We start from the raw sequence: 22252 nt of genomic DNA on the forward strand, positions 1-22252 counted from the left end.
TCCAATTACTGGAGCAAGCTGAGAACAGAGCTGCTGCTCTGGTTTGCCTGTGCCAGCATGGACTGAGCGGCCTGCAGAAGAACGTTGTTCTTCGTGTAGTTCGTCATTTCCTTGGCCATATCGGCATCGCGGATAGTGGATTCTGCACTCTGAACGTTCTCGGATGCAGTCGTCAAGTTGGAGCTGGTGTACTCGAGACGAGACTGAACAGAACCAATAGTCGTCTGCTGGTCGAGAGCTTTCTGTACAGCATTGTCAAGCACGTTAATCGCTGCATTAGCCTTTGCCTGCGTAGAAATATTCAACGTGGTACCATCTGCACCAGAAAGGCCCAATGCTTCCGAACGCATATCCGTCAAACCAACTTTAATCGCCTGATTAGCCTTCGTACCAACCTGCAGAACAATGCTGTTATCTGCAGATGCATTCTGTGCACGAATAGTCTCGGAGAAATTATCGAGAACTGCATTAGCCGACTTGTTGATGTTGCCATTAGCGTCCGTGATGCTGATGGTAAAGCCACTAACCTGACCTGCCACACCACTTGCTGCTGCCTTCAACGTTATTGCACTTCCTCCATCAGGAGTGAACTGCTGCGTTGAAGATGCGTCTAGGCCAATGTTAGAGTCCGTATTTGCAATCGCTAACTTATTATCCGTGCCATCTTCAACAAGAGTTTTCAACTCCAGATCCTTACAACTCATAGTAGTTGTATAGGTTTTCCCCTGCATAACGTAGGAAACCGTAACCTTATCCGTGTCATGGATATTCAGACTCTCACCATTACGATTTGTTAACTCCGTGAGTTTAGTAGTTTCCGTAGTAGTAGCACCAAGACTTTCATTCGTCATGTGCGTAAAAGTCTGTTTAACGGACTTATTGTGGGAACCATCAACGAGGTACTTACCATTGAACGTTACATTCGCATTGTCGTTAATCTGGTCGATGCTCTGGTCGAGTTCTTTCTGGATAGTCAGACGGTCGCTATCGGTGTTGGTATCGTTAGCTGCATTGATAACTTTCTCTTTCAGAGTCTTCAGGATATCAACGGTGGAGCTTACAGCACCTTCAGCAACTTTCATCATGCTGCTGCCGTTCTGGGTATTGCTGTTAGCCTGATCGAGGCCACGGATCTGAACGCGCATACGTTCGGAAATCGCATAACCAGAAGCGTCATCAGCAGCACTGTTAATCTTCATACCAGAAGATACTTTCTGCAGACTCTTGGACAGTGCGCTAGAGTTCTTGTTCAGAGTGTTCAGCGTAGAAATTGCCGACATGTTGTTCTTTACTACCATTGCCATGATGTTTTTCCTCCTTGAATGTAGAAAAAATAATATTTAGTAACAGCCATCCCTGACTGTCGTTAGCTTTATAATGAGCAAATCGCTACTTTTGCCAATGGCTGCTAGCTGACCATAAGCATCCTTGTATTGATTTGCTTATTACCTCTGCCTTACACTTAATATATCGATACTTTTTCCGATTACTTAAGTGTTTTTTGATAGAAATTTAATATTTTTTGTTAAAAATATTTCCCAGACTGTTCATCCCTTGTATATCATAGGCATGCACTGTGGCATTCTGCTGACGCGATTTATTAAGCCATGCCTTAGCCTTGTAGACTACCTGCATATCCAGCGGCTTTATTTTCCCGACTAATTCCTGACATTCAGCAGTCTTGCGGTAATCCTCCGTTTCCGGCAAAGCCTTCATTCGAGCAACCAAATCGCTGCGCTGACGCTCCAGCTCGAGAAATTCATCAATATTTTCCTTATTGATAAACTTCAAGAGCTCCTGCGTCAGTGTATAATACATTTCAAAATTAGCCTTGGCCTGAGTCATAGCTTTATCCGACATAGCTATCACCTTGGACATTCTTAGTGCCACCATCTTGACGAGCCTTCTTCATCGCCTGTGCCCAGGCATCCCGCAATTCTTTGATGATGTCAATGGCCTCCTGAATCATCGCCGTATCGCTTTTCATATTACCCTCGACCAAACGGTCATAGCAATAATTATAAAGCGGCAACAGCTGATGAGATATCTCATAGTCCATATTGAGGGTAATGCGAAATTCAGAAATAATTTGCTGGGCACGCTGCAACAGATTATTGGCATTCTCATATTGTTTTGCCTCTACTGCCTCTTTGCCCTCATTCATGAATTTCAGGCACCCATTATAGAGCATCAATGTCAATGCCTCCGGGGTAGCTGTCATAATCTGTTGTCTTTTATAGGCTTCTGCTGCGTTGTTTACCATATATGTGCCTCCCTATCAAGGCCTTACTGGCCTCCCGTGATATAGCCCATAGATACACTAAGCCGTTGAATAGCCGTCTCCATAGCATCATATTTCTTATATAATAGATTTTCATACGACTTCATCATCGTCTTGAAGTTGGACATCTTAGTTTGCAGTTCGCGAATCAAATCACCGAGTGTACTGCCATCGGACGCTTCCGTAGACGTTCCAGCATAAGACTTCATCGTCTTAAGATTATTGTACAAGGAATCCGAAATTCTCTGAACTACACCCTCACTCTTGTAATCCGTATAGCTGTTCCCCTTGGAATCGGTCTTTTCACCAGAAGATGTAAAGAGCTGCCGTACACAATCCGGTTCTTCCGCTAGTGCCTTTTTCAGCTTATCCTCATCCAAGTAAAGATGTCCTCTATCCGTTTTAGAGCTGATACCTATCGACATCATGGTATTATACTTACCCGTAACAGAATCCACCGGCGTATAGATGGCTTCACGCATTTCGCTGATAATCTTGCCAATGGTTTCATCATGATTCAAAAGACCAGATTTCGCCTTTTCATTCCACTTCTCAATCTGCTCTTTGGTCATGCCATCTTCCTGAGTTTTCGTCAGCACACCATAATCGCTGTACTTGGTTTCATAGTACTTATCATTGAGCGAATCCAGCATTTTGTTATAATCTTCCACGAATTTCTTGACATTCTCAATGAGTTTATCCGTGTCCTGATTAACCGTCACAGTAGTGGAGCCTTTAGCTGCCAAAGTATAGGTAACATTGCCTACGGTAATCTTGCCAGTATCCGAGGTGTAGCTGCGGCCATCAATGGTAACCTGCGCGTCCGTACCTGCCGCCTGAATACCATTTGTATCTGCGGTAAGTTCTGTGGTGGACAGTTTCAAGCCGTTCACCAGCTTGCGCCCATTTACATCAGCAGCCTCTCCCGCCGAGCTTGCCACTTCCAGCGTAATCGTATTGGTACTATCCGGATCTGTATTTTCAATCTTTAGCGTACTGCCATCCAATTTGGCCGTAATTCCAAGATTTTTAGTACTGCTGGTATCTTTAATCGCATTGATCAAATCCTGTACCGTGGCTGTAGAAACATCAGCTATGGTAATTTCACCAGAATCCGTACCATTTGACAATGTAAACTTAGCCGTATTACTGCTCGCTGAAGCATTAAACAACGTGTTCAATACAGTATCGGCCGTTAAGGCTGCCGAACTGCTAAAGGACGATGCACTAATCGAGCTCGTCCCCGTAGTAGATGCAAAGGACAAAGGATCAGACAGCTCACTGTTCAAATTGCCACTGCTGTCTACTACCTGTGTAACAGTCCCTAAGTTCAAATTGGAAATTAAAGTCTGCCCATATCCGGCAGCCGTACCCGTTCCCACCGAGAACATAATCTTATTGGCGGAACCACCTGTTTTCTGATAGAGCGAAAATGCATCATTGGCGCTATCATAAGACGCCTTAATGTTAACTCCAGCACCATTAATCCTGGATACCAAATCATTCAAGGTTTCATTACTGGTAAGAACTTCTTCATAGGTAAAGGAAACCTCTTTGCTGTTTGCCCCGGCCCCCGTACCATCAGCAATGGTAAAACTGATTAATTTGGACTTTGCCAAGGAGGGGTCTCCCTGCATCTGTGATTTCAGGCTGTTTTGAAGAGGTTCATCAAAAAGTACATCTTTCAGATAAATGCTCTTATTTGCACTGCTGGAAGATGTGTTCGCACGGGTAATCGAGCCATTCGTCAGCAAGTATGCATTAGAAGCCGTAGCAGATACATTAACCGTATGTGACATGGATGCCGCATCCGCATTAGCTGCAGCAGTTGCTACTGAAGTATTGCTGCTGACAGCCGACATCGGACTTGAAGTAGACGATAATTTGTAATTGTACAGTGTAGACGAATTAAATGTGTTGATACTATTGTACATATCCGAGTAAGCTTCTTTTATCCACTCGTTTTTGACTTCCTGCTTATACAGTTTGTCATATTGATTCTGCTTGGTCATCATGCCCATTTTGACCATAGAATCAACATCAATGCCTGACCCCGAAAGGCCATAAATTCCCATACCACTCATGATTCACACCTCCTCACGCATTCTTGTCGAGGAAGGCACCGAGCCATTCACGGGCTTTGGCCATTTGGTCAAGCATTTCCTCTGGCGGTACTTCCTTGATTACTTCATGGGTTTTCTTATCCAGCATCCGCACAGACATCATATTGACCTCTTTGTGATACTGGAACTCCAGATTACAGTTAATCTTGCTCATGAGCTCGTTTAATTCCTCGGTCATGTAGCTGACGGACTCTTCATCCAAAGGCTCACGTTCTTCGCGCTCTTTTAATGGATCTTCCTTTTCTTCCGTTTGATTGTACTGAGAAACTCTTGGGGCGTTCTGGGTGTCATCAACACGCTGTACCTGAGACTGCGCATCTTTTTTCTCCGATAACGGCATCTTCGCTGTCGTGTCCACACCGACCCGCTCCGCAGCACCGGCCACAATTGAGGCCGATACTATGTCCTGAATCTTACCTACCATGTTAATCCCTCCGTAGATTTACACCAGTTTCCTTAACTTAAATTTTTAATTATTCCTTCGGCAGGCCGGCACTTAAATCCAAATCCATGGGCACCGGAGCGGCCGCATTTTTATTTTCTTCCTGTATCGCACGATAGATTTCGCCGCGATAGATTTTTATATCACGCGGTGCGTCAATGGCAATACGGACATTGTCCCCCTGCACTTCCACTACGTTGATAACGATGTTGTCGCCAATCATAATCTGTTGGCGGGGTTTACGAGTAAGTACGAGCATTATTGTTCCTCCTTATTTTCCGGAAACAATCTATGCTTAGTCGTATAACCACTCTTGTCCAGTACGAGCTGACGGGCCTGCATATTGGAAGTGTTCATAACCACAGGGGCCATAAGATTGGCCGTCATATCCTGCACCTTGCCATTATTGACCGTAATCAGCGTGTAGATAAGCATATCTTCCTGTTTCGTGAGTTTCAGCTTATCCTGATTTTCATCATCAAGCTCAAACTCATAATCGGGGAAGAACACAAAGGGCACCGTCATCAAAAACGCCAAATCCGGCGTTGTAAGTGACTGCAGAAACACATAGGGGCTTTCCTCATCATAGGGAACAATCACAAATTCATGTTCATCTTCAAAGGCGGGTATACCATCAGCAAAATGTACAATCTTATCCTCTGCTACTTCCACTTCACCAAATCGTAATGTGTTGACCTTTTTCATCTGCTATGCCTCCACTTCCACATCATTTACATCATGCGTAAATATCGTACTTGCCTTCGGTCACCCAACGTTTTACATCAGCTTTTTGCTGCAGATAAGTTTCAACCTTGCCCGGGGTAAAATTCGTCTCCGCAAAAGACTTGGCATCAATATTGACGGTTAAATCCCCTACGTCCGGTTCCCCCACCGCCTCAATGGGATGGAATTTGATTACCGGATCGGGAATAAGTTCCGCCGTAATATGCCAATTTTTGCTTTGTTCTATCTCTTGACGAAGTTTGCTGTCATACCGCTGTTCCACGGGCTTCTTGCCCTTCTTGCCGCTGTTTTCCACATTGTCCCAGGCTTCCTGGGTCCAACGGGATGTAGTTTTAGACAAGTCAGAAAAGCCCTGCTGACCATGTTCACGGGCAAAATCCGTGTGATTGGTAAAACCATAAGCATGACGGCTGGGGTATTGGTCAATTTCCACAGAGGGCTGTGTCCAGTGCCTGTTGGAACGGGGCAGCCTAGCCTCCGAGTGCAGCTCTGCAGGCGTAGAATGAGCCTCCAACCTGCCTAGCTGCGTATGCACGCTAATCATGGGTTGGGTGAACCGCATATTAAGCCTTGGTATATTGCTTAGCATAGATTACTTCACCCTTTCCTTGGGAAATTCCTGCTAAATCCTTTTACTTACTCTTATTTTACCATGTTTTTCTTAAAAATTCCCTAAAAATTTACAGATAATCCGCCAGGCTCTGCGGAAGAATTCTAGCCCCCAATGACAGGCTCATATTGTAAATTGTCTGCTCCTGCATCAGCTGAACAGCCAGTTTTGCCACATCCGTGGAGGACGTATTGGTAATATCGCCTGTGATAATCTCATTCTGGGTGGTCAGCATAGTGCTGACAGAATTGTAGAGCTGCGTGCGGGCACCCAGTTTTGTTTCTGCTTTCACTGTCTGAGCGTGCGCTTCATCAGCTAATGTCACGCCATCTGTATCAAGCCAAATGTGGTCATCACCAACAACTTTGGCATGAACTGTAAGCATTTGATTCAGCATTGCCGTGCCAGATGGAGCATTGCCGGAATTGCCATCATCAAAGATATCCATGCCAAATATTTCCACGGCAGTGGCATTTACAGTGTCAGCCGTAGGCTCTGTAGTGCCATTTTTTTTAACCATGGATACATATTTGTTGTCACCAGTAAAGGACACGATTTGTTGCTTTATTGTATCAAACTTCACTGACACAGTACTGCCATTATTCAAGGTAATTTCCTGAGCAGTAGTCAATCCATCATTCGTTATTTTACCCGTGTTTTCAAAGTACTTAGCAATATCCGTAGACCCGCCCCACCCTGAAAGGGTACCGGCCTCATGACCAGCTTGTACATTTTTTACGTTTTTAGCCAGCTCGTCTTTGTAGCCATTTTCTACAAAATCCTTCGTGTACACCTTGCCATTCAGTGTATTCAAATAGTATGTATTGCCATCATTATCCGATAATGACAGCATTTGCCGTACTGTACCTGTTTTGTTCACCTGATCATTGCTACTATAATAGCCATCACCAGAGAAAAAAGACTGTTGGGTTTCATCCAATGTTTTAGTCATTCCTCTAGTTATTTCCTCTTCCGACAACGAAAAAGGTCTCGTTAAATCCGTCTGTCCGCCAAAGACATAGCTATCTCCCTGCATGGTATTGCCCAAAGACACCAATTCCTGAATCTCTGCCATCATTTCCTTACCAATAGCTGCCATATCTGTGGTATTGTTGGTATCGTTGGCTGCAGCAATAGTTTTCTCCTTAAAAGTTGTCTGAATAGCTGTCATATTGACGAGTGCCGCATCAGAACTTTTCATCCAGGCAAGGCCTGTATTTACGTTGTTGGTGTACTGTTCATTTTCATTGAGAGATGTATCAAAACGAATAAACTTGGAATAATCCACCGGATTATCCGACGGACGGTGCAATTTACTGCCATCCCCCTGTTCTAACAGGGTTGTCTGCCGGGTATTGGCATCGTTTAATTGTTTCTGATAACCGTAAACCATCTGATTACTGCTTACACGAATGGACATTTTATTTCACCTCATTTGCTATGTAAATTAACGGCCAACTACACCGGTGCTGTTGATGAGCCTGTCCAGCATTTCATCCATAGTGGTCAGGCAACGGGAGCAGGCACTATAGCCCTTTTGAAAAGTAATCATATTGGTAAGTTCCTCGTTCCAGTCTACGCCAGAAGTAGAGGAACGCCAGTTGACAATCTGCGTAATCAAATCGTCCTGAGCACTTTCTTTTGTGTCAATAGATGCTGCATCTGTACCCAATTGACTCATAACGGACTGGTAATAGGCATTGAGGGAAATATCATGCACTGAGCGATTCGTCATATCCACGACCGTTCCTGTGGTATAATCTCCAGCCGTACCGCCGTAATAGACATTAGCTGTGGTTTTCACATTATCCGAAGCCAAATTGAATAATGAGCTTAAATTAACAGCATTTGTGCCATCCATGGTTCCATCCGTGACCACCTTATAGGTCCCAGCATAAGCACCGGTACTGGTAGTTTCCTGTTCCACATTCAGCTTGCGTGCCGCCACCAGACTCGTACCGCCCGCCGCTGTCAATTTGCTATTGATAGACATGGCATTTAAAATATTGATCCCTCTGAGATTCGTCGTACTGTTCTCATCACCAGTAATTTGCACCGTAGGTGTGTAAATCGTTGTACCATTCACATCTGTTTCTATATATTGCAACGAACGCGTAATGCTGTCATTGGTGTATTCCGTGGCCACTACGCATTTATTGGTACTATCCCATGTGTAAACAGTATTGTTATCGCCAAAGAAGTTAATACCGTAAGTTGGCCCAGTGTAGCTATCCGTATTTTTATAGGTGCCAATATTGCCATCCGTGCCATCAATACCAACCCCTTGCTGATGCATGGCATTAAATGTGGTCATCATAAAGGCCGCCATATCAGCAAGGCTATCGATATAGCCTTTATCCTCAGCAATGGTATCCAGTTCCGCCCTAAGTGCACCATTCTGCGGAATAAAGGCAATCCCGGATTCCTTTATCTGAATGGAATAGTCATTTAAGCCGTAATCCTTATTGGCTATTGGGTCAGACATCTCCAGTGTCAGCTTATTGATGCCATTGACCATGGAAATACCATTGGACACAAGGGTATACATCCCCTTATCATCCTCATACACATTGATGTTCATATAGGTGGAGAGCTTATCCACCAAGAGGTCCCGCTGGTCGCGCAAGTCATTAGCCTGTGCTCCCACAGCTTCTGCTCCCATAATATTTTTATTCAACTCAACGATCTGGTCGTTGATGTCATTTATCGTCGTTAAATGAACCCGAATATCATCATATTGTGCATTGATTTGGTCTTGCAATTGGGCTGCTGCCGTGCTCATTTTATCCACAAAAATATTGCCCTTCTCGATGACTGTAACACGATTACTATCCGTAGAGGCATGGGTCGATAAATCACTCCAGGCCCGGTAAAATAAATCCATGGCCGTCTTTACGCCAGTTTTATCCGAATCATCAAAAATAGCTTCCAATTTATCATAGTTCACCTGTGCCGCTTTATAGTATTCATGGGTGGAAGTCTCTGCCCAATACTGTTTATCGGCATAGATATTGCGGGCACGCTGAATGGACAGAGCATCAACACCCGTGCCGACCAGCACGCCGCCATAAATGGACGGCACTTCCAGTGCTCTGGTAGCCGCCTGGTTCACAGCCTGGCGGGAATAACCTTCCGTAGACGCATTGGTGATATTGTGGCCGACGGTATCGAGGGACAACTGGTTGGCGAACACGCCGCGCACCATGGTATTAAGTCCGGAAAACGTAGAACGCATGATATTTCACCTATTAATCCTTTCTTGCTTATCCTGCCAAAACTTGTCCTGACCATCAAACGCTGGAATCAAACATCTTGATTTCCCGCCGGCTCTCACCTGCTGCGGCATCCTGATTATATGTATCGCTGGCCACAGTCCGGGTTAGCACATTGATATGAAAGTCCACATACTGCTTGCCCTTCTCCAGCAAAAGACGGGTCGCCATCACTTCCCTTGCCAGAGTATCTTCAAATTCCTGTGCCCGATGCAACAGATGCACGGCAATTCCCCTGGACTCTGAATCCGGTATTTTCGCGAGCACCGCTTGCAGCGATGCGGATTTCTTTCCCTGCAAAAATTCCCGTTTCTGTTTCTCTAGTCTCCCCAAATCCAACAGCACAGGCTCCATTTCCTGTACGGCTGCCACGATATTGGCACCCTTATTTTCCGCCTGAATGGTATTTTTTATTGCTTTTAATTTTTCCAAACATCTGTTGCTGATGAGAATCTGCTCCCTCAGCAAACGTACGACTTCGTCCATTTCTGTATCTCCTGTTTTGGGTCAAGCATTGTAGTCAAAATTCTTGCGGTGGCTCACCACTTCGCCGCCTTTCCCGTAGGCCGGCTCCACAGTTGCACCGCCGATACGATTCAAATGATAAGCTGCCGCATTCATCGCGGCGTGAATCAGCACCGCATTGTTCTCGCTGAGTTCCCTGGCCTCCTGCACAGTTGCCTGCAGCATCGTATAAAGTTTCTGCAAGAGTTCCTGCGTTTTCCCTGTCGGGGCGAGTTTCAAGATATCCGTCATCTTGGAATCGGGTCCCAGCTTCTCGGAGGTTGCAGCCAATTTCAGCAATACATTTTGCCGGTTCTTTTCCAGTTGCGCAATCGTCGCAGTTAATTTCTCTTCCTGCGGGAGCAAGGCTTCCACGGTTTTCATGTCCACCAGCACCAGTGCCTGATGTTTCTTCTTGCCAAGTTCAATCAATGTTTTGTAAGTCTTGTTCAACTCATTCAAGGTATTTGCAAAATCCTGCCACATGAAAAATTTCCTCCCGCCTTAAATTTTAGAAGCGCACGCCTAAGAGACTGGCGGCAATATTCTCGCCCGATACGTTGTAGCTGCCGTCTGCGACTTTCGCGCTGAGGTTCTGCACCTTTTCGCCACGGACATCGTCCATGCTCTGGAGTTTTTGAAGCATACTGCTAAAGCTCTGCCCTTCATGGGACAAAAGCACTTCATCGCTCTTTTCCACTTCCCGAGCACTGGCCGCCCGCTTCACGCCGCCTGCAGAACTTACACTATAAGCCCCAGCTACAGCCTGCACATTGCCATTGATAATCATCTTTTTCACCACCTGTTAATGAATTTCCTCACATCTTCTGAAGTTACAGAGTATCTTCTGATTGAACTATCGACAAAAAAAGCAGGAAACTTAATTCCTGCTTTTTGGTCATTATTCACTATTATGTTAGATTATCATTAAAATCCGCCAGTTTTCGCCCATTATCAACTATAATGAGCAATTCCATATTTTAATCACGTTCTTTCGAACGGAAGCCCTGACCACGGTTCTGGTCAACCTTGGCCATCTGGCGGGCAGCAGCTTGCAGGGAAGCCTGCTTCTGCAGTTCGGAACGAGCCTTTTCCTCGCACTGCTGGCAAATCTTGCCGGAGATAATGGGCGCACCGCACTTCTCACAAGGATAGGTCATCTTCACGCCAATCTGCTCAAAACGGCCTTCGCGAATCATTTTCTTAATCATGCCCGCTGGAGCACCAGTGGCTTCGCAAATCTCAGCAATTTTAGCTCCGCGATGGTCGCGGACATACGCCACTACTTCCCGCTCTTTTTCCAAAATCTGATCATAGCAATCCATACAAACCTTATGGCCTGTATCACTGAACAACTTGCCGCACATGGGACAATTTTTGATTTTTCCAGCCATATTTCTCACTCCTTGGACGTGTTATTATCTCGATTAGTGAGTTTATTCGCGGTTATATTGATGATTTCCTGCTAGGCTTACCAAATTTTTCCCAACATAAACCAGACGCGTCCATTCGCCTTGGCCTTCTCGCTGAGATTGGGGTCGCCGCCAATACGGCGGGCATAATCCAGACGGGCAAACCAGTCGTTGGGCTTGGTGTAGGAAAGAGCCACACCATACCCTGACAAGGTCATCCCTGTCGATGGCGTATTTATGCCTCCAGCAGAACCATCATGGCGGTACCATACATGACCAATATCATAATAAGTACTGAATACCAAGCCTGGAATCTTCGTATAGAATCTTGGCTCAATGGTGGCCATAATGCCTTCATCACCGGCACCCTCACCCTGAGGATACGCCCGAACACCACTTGCACCGCCTAGATACATACGCTCAGAACCATCCAGATTATGGCTGGCAATCTGTCCAGAACCTTTTACCAATACATCCGCACGATTTCCCAAACGGGCTACCGCTGTTACATTCGCTTCTCCTTTGGTGAAACGGCCTTCCGTTTTGTCTCGTCTTGCCCATTCTTCCTGAATCCCTAACGTACCAGTAGTTAATTTCACGCCATAGTTGAAAATGAACCCGTTACGGCGCTCAAAACCATCCAGACCTACATATACACCATGAGAATGTTTATGCGACGACAACGCGCCATTCATAAACTCATCCTTTAACCGACGATAATCATAACCATATTTCAAGGTCAACCCACTGTTCGTCAGATGATAAAATGAACGATGACCAAACAAGCTTATCGTCTCAGCTATACCATTTACGCCAAAATTTCCTAGCCCTGTTTCATAGTCCATACGGCTAAAGCCGACACCTAATGTCGTCCCGCCTCGACCAACAATGGTCTCGTAGTTAGCATAATAATTGTGCATTCCCCTATTGGAAATAAGACCGCCTACAGAAACCTTATCCCCATTGCCGCTGACATCATAGATATTATGCTGCAAGCCATAGCGATAACGTCCAGTATCTTCACTGCCGTAATTTTCCACATAGAGCACCGTATTACTGCCCTTCCCCTTTTCGATGCGCACGGTAAGGTCGCTGGTGCCAAACTCCTTGCCAGGACTTAACACACCAACGGCCTTTGTACCACTCACATCAGAAATGGAATACAATGTGGTTTCCAGTTTGCCTGTGCGAATAATTTCACCAGACTTCAAACCGTTGACAAAACCCTTTGCCACGCTTTCCTTCAACCTGCTGCGGTTATCAATTTTTATTTCACCATAGCGGCCGGGGATAACCTTGATGGTTATCATACCGTCCGAACTTTCCTGAGCAGGCACATAGGTTGCGGCCGCCGGATAACCATGCTGACGGCAGTAGCGGGTAAGTTCCAACAACGTATTGTTCAGCTGCACCATGGTCTTTTTCTCGCCCATGCCATCCTGCAAAATCTTTACTAACTCGCCTTTGTCCAAATACAAGTCTGGTGCTTCCAAGCGGAAGTTCGTAATGGTAAATTCCACCATTGGTTCCCCTTGCGGCTTATTCGGGGTTGTATCGTGCACTTCTGCTGCGGGACGTGGAAGTTCCTTTTCTACTTCCTGCCCCGGCTGGGAGAGGGAGGGAGCAGCATAAACCGCTCCGCCCATCTGTATAAAAGCAATTGTCATACCTGCTGCGATTCTTACTCTGTTCAAGCTGCATAAAGTTCTCATGCTGTATTCTCCAACCTCCCGCCAATGTGCCCAGTTAATAGATTACACTACTAAACACTATACACCAATTACAGAATTTAGGCAACATTTACGCCTTCTTTCTCGATAGTCAGCTCTATTTCATCATTTTCCTGACCATCGCTGGATTTGATGGAAATCTTTCCCTCCTTTTCTGACTTTTCTATCTTAGCCTCGCTATTTTCATCGAGAATATTCCGCATCTCATCCGTGATGCTCTGCACTTCCAGATTCACTGTAGTACCATCACCGCTCACGGCAATACTAGCATTAGACGCTGCATCTGCACCTTCCATATTGACAATATCACCGCCTGCGATACCAATTTTACCCAGATTGGTATTATCCGTGCCCAAATCCGTTAACGCCGTGCCAGACTTGGTGCCGCCGCTATGTACTTCACCACTATCGATAGTAACTGTGCCAATAACGGTACCTTTCTTATTCCGATACTCAATGGCCGCAATGTCATTATCACCAAAGCCACTGTTCATATCCTTGGAAATCTTGTGATAGATATCTGGAGTCGGTGTTATCTTGGTATCCGGATTGTCGGTGTTATTGACAAAGTTCACCGTGAAAGCTGTTGCGTTACCCGGAACCTGGTCAAAAGTATAATTCCGGCCAAAATTGCCAGACTTTCTCCCCATATACCAGCCATAAATTCCATACTTACCAGCCGTAGTGGTACTAAGCGTACCATCGGGGCCAAAGGTAAAGCTGTCCGCCAGGCCAGTATCATCAACAATGTTGTTCTTGACCAAGCCCTGCACACTGCCATTAAAGGAAGCAGGTACACTATCGCCCACATTGACACTAACCGGCGTAGCCACGATATTCAGTCCTTGACGGGAAATCGTACCAACCGCATTATCCGTAGTATTACCTAACTGATAATCATTGTTGTTAATCGTCACCGTGTATTGAACATCATGAGGCTTGAGTATATTATCCGTTTCATCAGTTGTTGCATCGGCATCATCAGTGGTAACAGCCGTAATCGTCGCATTGAGCGTATTTTTGCTGTCCGTATCAGCAAGTCCTGTAAAGGTTACCTTCGCAGCGGCCGCAGCACTGTCATAAACCTGTGTTCCATCATACGTCTTATTGATCCCATCCTCAGCCGTAAATGTAATAGTTTTCGGCGTAATATTGCCATCTGTGCCAGAAATAGTAGCTGTTTGTCCATAATCAGAAGTAATAAAGGAACGCACACTGCCATTTTTCAGCTGCAGCTCATAGTCACCTGCTCGGCTATTATTTATTGCTGCCAAAGCGACTTTATAAACATATGCCTTGTTCTTGGTGTCTAACGGGAGTTTCACATGACCATCATTATGGACATAATCATCGGTTGTAAAATTCCCCGAAGATACCTCAACTGTGATATTGGAATTCCCATAAGCATCTTTATCAGCGTCAATAACATTGCTGAAATCACGATACAGTTTCTTATTAACAATACTTCCAACTGCATCTACATCAGTGGTTCCGTCATAAACCTTCTCCGGACTATGGTCTAAATCCACCGCAATCGTCAAGGGCGTAATCTTTCCTTTGCCCTGCAATGTAGTAGGTGTAAGGATATAGTTGGAGGCAGGCTTGACCGCATTGTTACTGGTCAATGTGAAATTACCAAAATTCACCGTATCAGCAATAGGCGCACCCGTGTTGGTATCACGAAGCACATGACCGCCATTGGCGTATGTGGCCGTCACGGCATCTGTATCAAGGTCGATTTCATCCACCTCGGTAGTCAGAATACCGGTATCACCACCATTCTGCACTTCCAGCGAGTAATTCCCTACAATAGCCGTGGCATCGGCGGCATCACTGCCATTATAGGCTTTCGCTGCCAGAGCAATGGGTTTTTTCAGGCTGATCGTCACCGGCCGCTGAGTAATTTCTCCACTGCCTTCGATGCTGGTAATAGCATTACCATCGGCATCAACAAGCTCATAATTACCGGAGGTAGTGCTGGGTAATAACTGCACCGTATAAACAACCTTATCTGTCCCGGCATCCTTTCCCTTGTATTGAGCATTTAACGTAGCCGCTGTGTTATCAATAGCTACACTTTCCCCTGACACAATCTTATCCTCATTGGTAATGCTAAGTACCGCCGTTGGCAAGGTATCCAACACAGTAGTCTCGCCATCATAAACCTTGGAAGGATTAAAGGTAGAATCCACGGATACATATAATTTTCGAGGTGTAATGGTGCCTGTGTCGTTAACGGTAAATTCACCACTGCTAGATCCAGGAGCACTGCTAAAGTCAATATTGTCGCTGTCCAGCTTCACCGAGAAGGTGACGCCTCTGCCAGTAGTCCCCGTTACGGAGCCATCATCATTGGCATAGCTGGCAGCAGTAAGTTCAAAGGGCAGCTGCTGATCTTTCCCGTTAATATTTACGATAACGGATTGCAGATAGCCATTTTTCACCGCCGTCAAATCCTCGTCGTCCTGGTAGGCCACATTAGCGTTGGTATTACCTGCATATTCCTTGGTCACTGCATTCGTATTGCGCGCGATATCGGGAGCCTGCGTCAGCACATACTTGTTGATGATGCCGTTACCAATAGTTTCCGCAGCTGTTCCAGCCGTGCCATCAGCATTTTTGAATACCAGATTATAATTGCTGCTGCCAGGGCCGTCAATGTCCAAAGAACCATAGGTAATGTAGTTAGTTCCATTGCCATCGATTCCTTTCACATTGGGGCTGGCAAATACAGCAGTATAACCATCCTTCAAGACAATGTTGTTTTTATCTGTCGCGCTGGCAAAACCGTCTAACTTCGGCACATTCGGCACAATCATGCCCTCCGGCACATCCGTAGTGCCGTCATAATCCTTAGTAACTGATTCAAAAGACAGTGTGAGATCCTTAGCATTAATAACATTATTGGGCGTAAAGACCGTTTCAACCGTCCCCGTGTAGCCTACTACCGCCACAGAATCACCATTGGTATCGGTAGTGGTATAAGCTGTCCTATTGTCATCACTTTGATTATAGTAAATATTGTAGTTTGCTCCGTCGCTGACGGCTATGGTATACTTCACATCCTTATTAGTGCCTTTGTTCTTGTCGGTATATACGGCACTGGATTCATTACTAGATTGAATCGGATTGTCCGGATCAGATAAATCAGCCACCAAAGCGGTCGAACCGTCTACACGTGAAAAGCTCACCAAACCGGCAGAACTGAGGGGATTGTTATTGCTATCCAACACATCATTCTCAGCATTGTAAGTCTTGCTGACGGTGGGATTATTAATAGTAGCGTAAATCTCCCGGGGTGTAACTTCACCAATCTTCTGCTTTGTACGATCAATGGTGATATTGCCATTGTCTGCAGTTGGTTTATCGTCGGACTCCCATTCAAAATTATTCACTACATCGTCAGGAATGGTTATACCAGAAAGGGAGAATGTTACATCTTTCTCGTTGCCTGCTCCGGCAATGGTTGTACCGCTACCAGTAGAAGCAAAGACTGCCGTCACATTATTGGTATCATAGGTAAAATCAACCTTACTGTTGTTGCCAAAATCAATGTAGCTACCAATAATGTAGCTATTGGCACTACCTACAACGGTAGAACCATCATACTCTTGCGAAACAGGCTTAGCCTCAATCTTCAAATCCGACAAGCCAATTTTAGCCTTATCAATGTAGTTGTTGGTTGTATCGGTATTGTAGACAGTATCACTTTCAAATTTGTAGTTACGGCTGATATTTTGGGCCTTGGCAATATCCGTACTGGTGAGGGCGCTGTTGAGATTTTCATATTTCACGGTTTTCCCGCCTGCGTTTTTGTCAGCCGTAAATTTCCCCGTATTGCTGTCATAGCTGCCGTATGTGCCCTTAACCCCATTCGTGCCACCAATGGTGAGCGTGACCTTGTCCGCAGCAGCTACGTCATCATCAGCCAGCGTATAGCTGATAACATCCGTGCCGCTGTTGGTTACATTATCCTTACCATCATAGACTTTATGCACATCATCAAAAGTTACCGTCAATACGCGCTTTTCAATGGTACCGTTATTGTTCTTGATAAAATTATCCTTGCCTGTAATATTAGCGGTCACATTGCCATCTTTATCAACGCTGTAATTATCCCCACTATTATTAGTTATGAAATAATCCTTATGGTCATCTCCTTTTAGCGCCAGATTGTATTTTACAGACTTATCTTTTTCAGTCAAACTTGCATTGACATCCAAAGCACCGTTGGCATCTACATAAGTTGCCGTTATATCATTCTTCACAACATCTCTATCAATTATCTGTATCTGGTCACTGATATCAATAAGTTTATCGCCTTTCAACAGCACATTAGCATTAGAATCGTACTCCTTAACAAGATTATCATTTTTCACCACGTTGGCAGTAATGTGTTTGGGCGTGATTATGCCTGCATTTTTCATGGTGAGCTTTATCATGCCTGCATAATCACCATCCGCTTCCCGCGTCACATCCACATCGTAATTGCCCGTGTTATTGGAATCATCAACATAGAAATAGACATCCTGTTTGGTGTTGGCGGCACTATTTTCATCAGCAATTTCTTTGCCATCGCTATGTGCCGTAGAAAAAGCTGCCCCCGACACCGTCAAGCTGAGTCCATCCTCACCTGTAAGGGTAGTTGTATTATTAAGTTTTACATTGGCATTGGTACTATTGAGATAGTTGACCACAGGATCACTGATACTTGTAGTCCCATCATAAGCCTTGGTAATAAATTGCTCATTCCGGTCAAGCGTGATAGCATTTACGTCGGTAATCTTATAGGGCAGAATCGTCCCTTCACCATAAACAGCCTGCCCATTGCTCTGAGAATCTGCCAGCGTATAGTTATGATTCTTCAGCAAATCTTCCAAGCCAGTATACTGCACCTTCTGTTGCGTATCATTCCCAGCAGCATCTTTATGCTTGGCCGTATAACGGGTGGCATTCGCATTGGCCGTAAATTTCCCCTGGCTGTCTACATCGCCATACTTAGCAATCAGTTTTCCCTTTCCGGTATCGTTCAAAGTGCCATCAGCATTGACGTAGAAAACATCTTCTATCTTATCTTCTACCGTCCCGTTATTAACCAGCCCCGTAGATACGATAAGTTTTACACCGTTATATTCATCATCATCAAATAAAGGCAAATTATGGACGTTATCTGCCGCATCCACAGTTCTGAAAACATCTGCATTACCATCGTAAGTTTTGCTCACCTCGTCAAAAGACAATTCCCCTAATTTTCGCTGAGTAATCGTTCCCTTACCTGCATCAAACTGCGTAGTATTGTCGGTATAAGCAGTAGCACCAGTATCCTCATCCGTTTCCAGTGTAGTAGGATTCGTACTGAACTGATAGTTGCTGGAAATTTTGCCATTCTGCATTATGGTGGCAGTGTAATTTATGGTCTTTTCCCGAACAGGATTATTCGGATTATTCTCAGCATCATAGTATACATCCTTGCCCAAAATAACAGAGTTTACCGCCTGATATGTCCCTGTAATTTTAACGGAGGAATTATCATCATCCAGTAAATGATGCGCAGCATTATCATCCGCATAGACGAGATAACCTGCGGACAGGCCAAATTCTGCCTTATCATCACTATATACCTTTTCATCACCATCATACTGCTTATTGGCATTGTCACCATACGTCACATAGATAGTACGCGGCGTAATGGATCCCTTGCCATAAACATCAGCAGTACCACCATCTACAAGGGCTACAGGCGTAATATCAGGGTTGCTTGTATCATCAAACGTATAATTCTTAGCAGCTGCACCGGAAATCGTAACGGAGTAATGCGTTCCCTTTGCGGTTCCAGCATCAGAAGTAGCTGTGCCAGAACTATCCGCAGCAGTAGTAAATTCCGCAGAGTTCACCCGAAACGTAATGCTATCTCCCGCTAAAAGCCCCGTATCACTACCTTCGTTAGTAACATACCACATAGCCTTGCCAGCATTATCCTGCCCAATATCGTCTGGAGCATCAAAAACTACACTATTGTTATACTCTTTGGTAGCATCAGCCTTGTCAGAAGTAACAGGAGTCGTAGCATTATTCGTGTAATACCACTGGAAGTCCTTGTTGGAAATTTGCCTGGGCTTGATTTTTCCATCCTTGTTAAAGGTGCCCAAAGCCTCCGGCGTAACCGTGTTATCTATAGTGCCATCAGCATTAATAACAGCCTTTTCACTATAGACAATTTTACCATTACCATCCACTAAGACATAGTTTTTACCAGCACCAGAGGTCAGCCCCACCCCTTCGATTTTGACATCATGCGTACCCACATTAGCCGTTTTCAGCCCCGTGCTCTTATCATAATAATAAGCATTTCCTACTGTACTATCTGTCGGTTCAGCAACTGTCACAGATACTTTGCCTGCGTCTGCAGATACAATATTGGACGAGTCCAAAGAAAAATTTTCATTGGTAAATACATATGCTTTGCCATCAGCATCTACAACATAATCCTTTTTATCATATGATTTATCTAACTCAACATTCTTCAAGTCAGCAGTCAATCTTCGCTGATAAATAGCAGCATCAACGGTACCATTGATGTTAAGTTTATTACTTGTAACAACCCTCCCCTTGGCATCGACCACTACATAATTACTGCCCGCATAGGCATTCCAGTTGCCTTTGGTCTTGGTTCCATCCGTGAGATACAAATCCCCACTTATTCTTACTTCCTTTTCAGCACCTGCATCAGCATTAGTGGTAGTTCCATTTTGGTCATAGAATTGTGCGGTGGCATCAGTTCCCAGTTTCACCATTATATCTTCGGAATCCACCGCCAAAATCCCCGTAGCAGTGGTGCTATCGCCAGAGAATAGACTGGAAACATAATCCGCAGCATTGGCGTTTCCATCATATTCCTTGATAATTTTCTTTTGGCTTAATGAATTGGTAAGGAATACACGGCGCGGCGCGATGGATACGTTATTTCCCACCAAATCATACCCCTGCTGATCAGAATAAATAAGCGCCTTTTTCCCCTGACCAGCAGAAGCAGAATAAGTGGCCTCACGCTGACCATCTGCATTGTAGAAAATATGCTTATTATCAATAGTAGAGGCACCATAAGAAGTTTTGGTAGTCGTACCAGTTTCATCCTCCACATTCTCCACCACATACGCATTATCAAACACAGCATTAATACTGGTTGCCTTCAGAACATTATCAACAGAAGTTTCCAACGCAGCAGTTCCATCTAAAACTTTTAAGGTTTCACCATTATAAACCAACCCATCATTGAGATATTTACTGGAATCACTCGGATCTACCGTATAAGAATAGGCATTCATGTCCAGACCATCATTATGATTATCATTGAACGCCTTCGTTGTGGTGGCCTTTCCTTCGCTATCATAATAGGCAAAGTCATAAGTGGTGGTTTTTATCCCCTTTTGGAAGGCCGTCAGAACGGGCGCACTTTGCCCCTCATAAATACGCCAGGTCGCACGGGTTCCGTTTTCCAAACCACCTGTATCTGAGATATTATCCCAGGACAGTGTATCCGTAAAAAAACTTTTGCTTGTTAAGGGAGGTTTGCTGGCAATAGGATTGCCTATAGTTGTAGTACGATATTTCTCACCATTATTATCCACTACCACCGAATTTTTTACTGTAACCCATTGCCCTAAACCAAAATTATAGTTTTGCCCATTTGTATAAGTCTTATCAAAAGTTATTTTAGTATTTGTTCCATCAGCTTCACCAATAAGACCATATTTTGTTTTACCTATGCTGTAACTATTAGTAACAACATTAGTTAATGTTCCATTGCCAATAACAAATCCAACTAATCCGGCACCTTCTATATTTCCACCATTTAATACATCACCCGTACTATATGATGAGTCAATTATCAGCCCTTCAGCCTTTCCTACCAATCCAGCCGATGTATAACCGGCATTATTTATATCCGCATTTTCGTTATAAACATTTTTTAACGTTGTATCAGAAGCATTCATAACCAATGCCCCCAATGGTAATTTTCCATCATCCTCATCTGTTTTACTAGCTGTAAATATCGAATCTTTTATTCCTATATTTTCAATTGTAGCATTGCTAGTTGTCTCAAACAGCCCAGAATCACCTGTAGCATGCTTTACCGCATAGAAATTGCCGTCTACCTTGCCTGTAAAGGTGCCCTTGACCGTATTAGTCTTATTCTGCAAATCAATATCTTCTGCCAGCATGTAGTTGCCTGCAGCCGGATCCGTCATCCCTAAGGTTTTACTCCACGTATTATTCGTCACATTAGCAACTGTAGTATTATCATCATAAACCAGTTTGTAACCTTCTACCTTGTTTGCAGACAGAATTGTATTCGTTAATTTCTCAGCTTTATATATTATCCCTGTTGTTGCATCCGTCGTACCATCCTCACCATTAATGCTCCCAACATGAATATAACCATCATCATCTGCGCGCACTGTTACATTTGTATTAGCAATAAGGCTGTTATCACTTTGCTTTTTCTTAATATCCGCCGAGTTCAACAAACGGATATTTTTTCCTTCCAATACCACTGTATCTGCTGTAATCTGTCCCATGTTAACAATATCCATGGCGGCACCATTAGCAGCCGTTCCTTTGGCAATAAGATCCGACAAACCTACCTGAGAATTCAGATTTGCTGCCTCAGCCTTTGCCACTGCATCGGTCACCGACACATCCCGGGTAGATGCATAGAAACTCCCTGTGTTTATTTCCGCACCTTTGCCAATTACTACACCGCTGGGGTTAATAATGTAAATTTCACCTGCACCATTAATCGCACCATTAATGGTGGATGTGTTCTTCCCCGTAACGATGTTCATATAATTATTCGCATCAAAATTAACCGCTTCCTTAGCCGCTACGGAAAAGTCTTGCCACTCAATGACATTATTCGTGACATCACTCGTAATTTTGGTATTCAAGCCAACAACCTGATTGTTCTCTTTTGCTTCACTATAGGTAATTGTTGCCGTATCAGACGTTCCCCCTACGGGCGCGCCCTGTACCACCGGCACTACACTGAACATCCCTGCAACCAGCGCAATGCTGACCTGCAGAGCCATTTGTCTCATCTCTTTATCCCCACGCATTTGAAACACCTCTTTTTA

Annotated in this window: 16 protein-coding genes; all 16 read right to left on the bottom strand. The window is 44.5% G+C overall.

The genetic code is table 11. The features are described 5' to 3' along the window. Window positions 1-5: 5 nt before the first annotated feature. Complete coding sequence (locus T320_RS06710; RefSeq protein WP_037354242.1) at window positions 6-1304, bottom strand: flagellin N-terminal helical domain-containing protein; 1299 nt, start codon at window positions 1302-1304, stop codon at window positions 6-8. Window positions 1305-1512: 208 nt separating this feature from the next. Further along, window positions 1513-1878, bottom strand: a complete 366-nt coding sequence (locus T320_RS06715; protein ID WP_231465857.1) for a flagellar protein FliT — start codon at window positions 1876-1878, stop codon at window positions 1513-1515. Continuing rightward, entirely contained in the window at window positions 1850-2263 is a 414-nt protein-coding gene (fliS, locus tag T320_RS06720; RefSeq protein ID WP_037354243.1) for a flagellar export chaperone FliS, read from the bottom strand. The genes T320_RS06715 and fliS overlap by 29 nt, the downstream gene beginning before the upstream one ends. Window positions 2264-2286: 23 nt before the next feature. Then, entirely contained in the window at window positions 2287-4365 is a 2079-nt protein-coding gene (gene fliD / locus T320_RS06725; protein WP_037354245.1) for a flagellar filament capping protein FliD, read from the bottom strand. A gap of 13 nt (window positions 4366-4378) precedes the next feature. Then, complete coding sequence (locus T320_RS06730) at window positions 4379-4828, bottom strand: flagellar protein FlaG (RefSeq protein WP_051608648.1); 450 nt, start codon at window positions 4826-4828, stop codon at window positions 4379-4381. Between the two features lie 49 nt (window positions 4829-4877). Further along, window positions 4878-5105, bottom strand: a complete 228-nt coding sequence (csrA, locus tag T320_RS06735) for a carbon storage regulator CsrA (protein ID WP_026766477.1) — start codon at window positions 5103-5105, stop codon at window positions 4878-4880. After that, entirely contained in the window at window positions 5105-5551 is a 447-nt protein-coding gene (fliW, locus tag T320_RS06740) for a flagellar assembly protein FliW (RefSeq protein ID WP_037354248.1), read from the bottom strand. Before fliW ends, csrA begins: the two co-directional genes overlap by 1 nt. Window positions 5552-5582: 31 nt before the next feature. Continuing rightward, the gene (locus tag T320_RS06745; RefSeq protein WP_255327086.1) at window positions 5583-6179 is read right to left on the bottom strand and encodes a DUF6470 family protein; all 597 of its coding nucleotides are present in this window, start codon (window positions 6177-6179) and stop codon (window positions 5583-5585) included. A gap of 91 nt (window positions 6180-6270) precedes the next feature. Beyond that, entirely contained in the window at window positions 6271-7620 is a 1350-nt protein-coding gene (locus T320_RS06750; protein ID WP_037354250.1) for a flagellin N-terminal helical domain-containing protein, read from the bottom strand. Between the two features lie 27 nt (window positions 7621-7647). After that, the gene (flgK, locus tag T320_RS06755) at window positions 7648-9435 is read right to left on the bottom strand and encodes a flagellar hook-associated protein FlgK (protein WP_037354253.1); all 1788 of its coding nucleotides are present in this window, start codon (window positions 9433-9435) and stop codon (window positions 7648-7650) included. A gap of 55 nt (window positions 9436-9490) precedes the next feature. Continuing rightward, the gene (locus tag T320_RS06760) at window positions 9491-9958 is read right to left on the bottom strand and encodes a hypothetical protein (RefSeq protein WP_037354256.1); all 468 of its coding nucleotides are present in this window, start codon (window positions 9956-9958) and stop codon (window positions 9491-9493) included. Window positions 9959-9979: 21 nt separating this feature from the next. After that, window positions 9980-10462: a flagellar protein FlgN gene (locus tag T320_RS06765; RefSeq protein WP_037354258.1), complete on the bottom strand. Its 483-nt coding sequence runs from the start codon at window positions 10460-10462 to the stop codon at window positions 9980-9982. A 25-nt stretch (window positions 10463-10487) separates the two neighbouring features. Further along, complete coding sequence (gene flgM / locus T320_RS06770; protein ID WP_037354261.1) at window positions 10488-10766, bottom strand: flagellar biosynthesis anti-sigma factor FlgM; 279 nt, start codon at window positions 10764-10766, stop codon at window positions 10488-10490. 190 nt (window positions 10767-10956) lie between these two features. Next, window positions 10957-11370: a flagellar protein gene (locus tag T320_RS06775; RefSeq protein ID WP_037354264.1), complete on the bottom strand. Its 414-nt coding sequence runs from the start codon at window positions 11368-11370 to the stop codon at window positions 10957-10959. A gap of 77 nt (window positions 11371-11447) precedes the next feature. After that, entirely contained in the window at window positions 11448-13055 is a 1608-nt protein-coding gene (locus T320_RS06780) for a ShlB/FhaC/HecB family hemolysin secretion/activation protein (protein ID WP_231465859.1), read from the bottom strand. Window positions 13056-13177: 122 nt separating this feature from the next. Beyond that, window positions 13178-22216, bottom strand: a complete 9039-nt coding sequence (locus T320_RS06785) for a filamentous hemagglutinin N-terminal domain-containing protein (protein ID WP_197019392.1) — start codon at window positions 22214-22216, stop codon at window positions 13178-13180. Window positions 22217-22252 lie beyond the last annotated feature (36 nt).

It is taken from the genome of Selenomonas sp. FC4001 (assembly GCF_000701565.1).
GTDB classification, from domain to species: Bacteria; Bacillota; Negativicutes; order Selenomonadales; family Selenomonadaceae; genus Selenomonas_A; species Selenomonas_A ruminantium_B.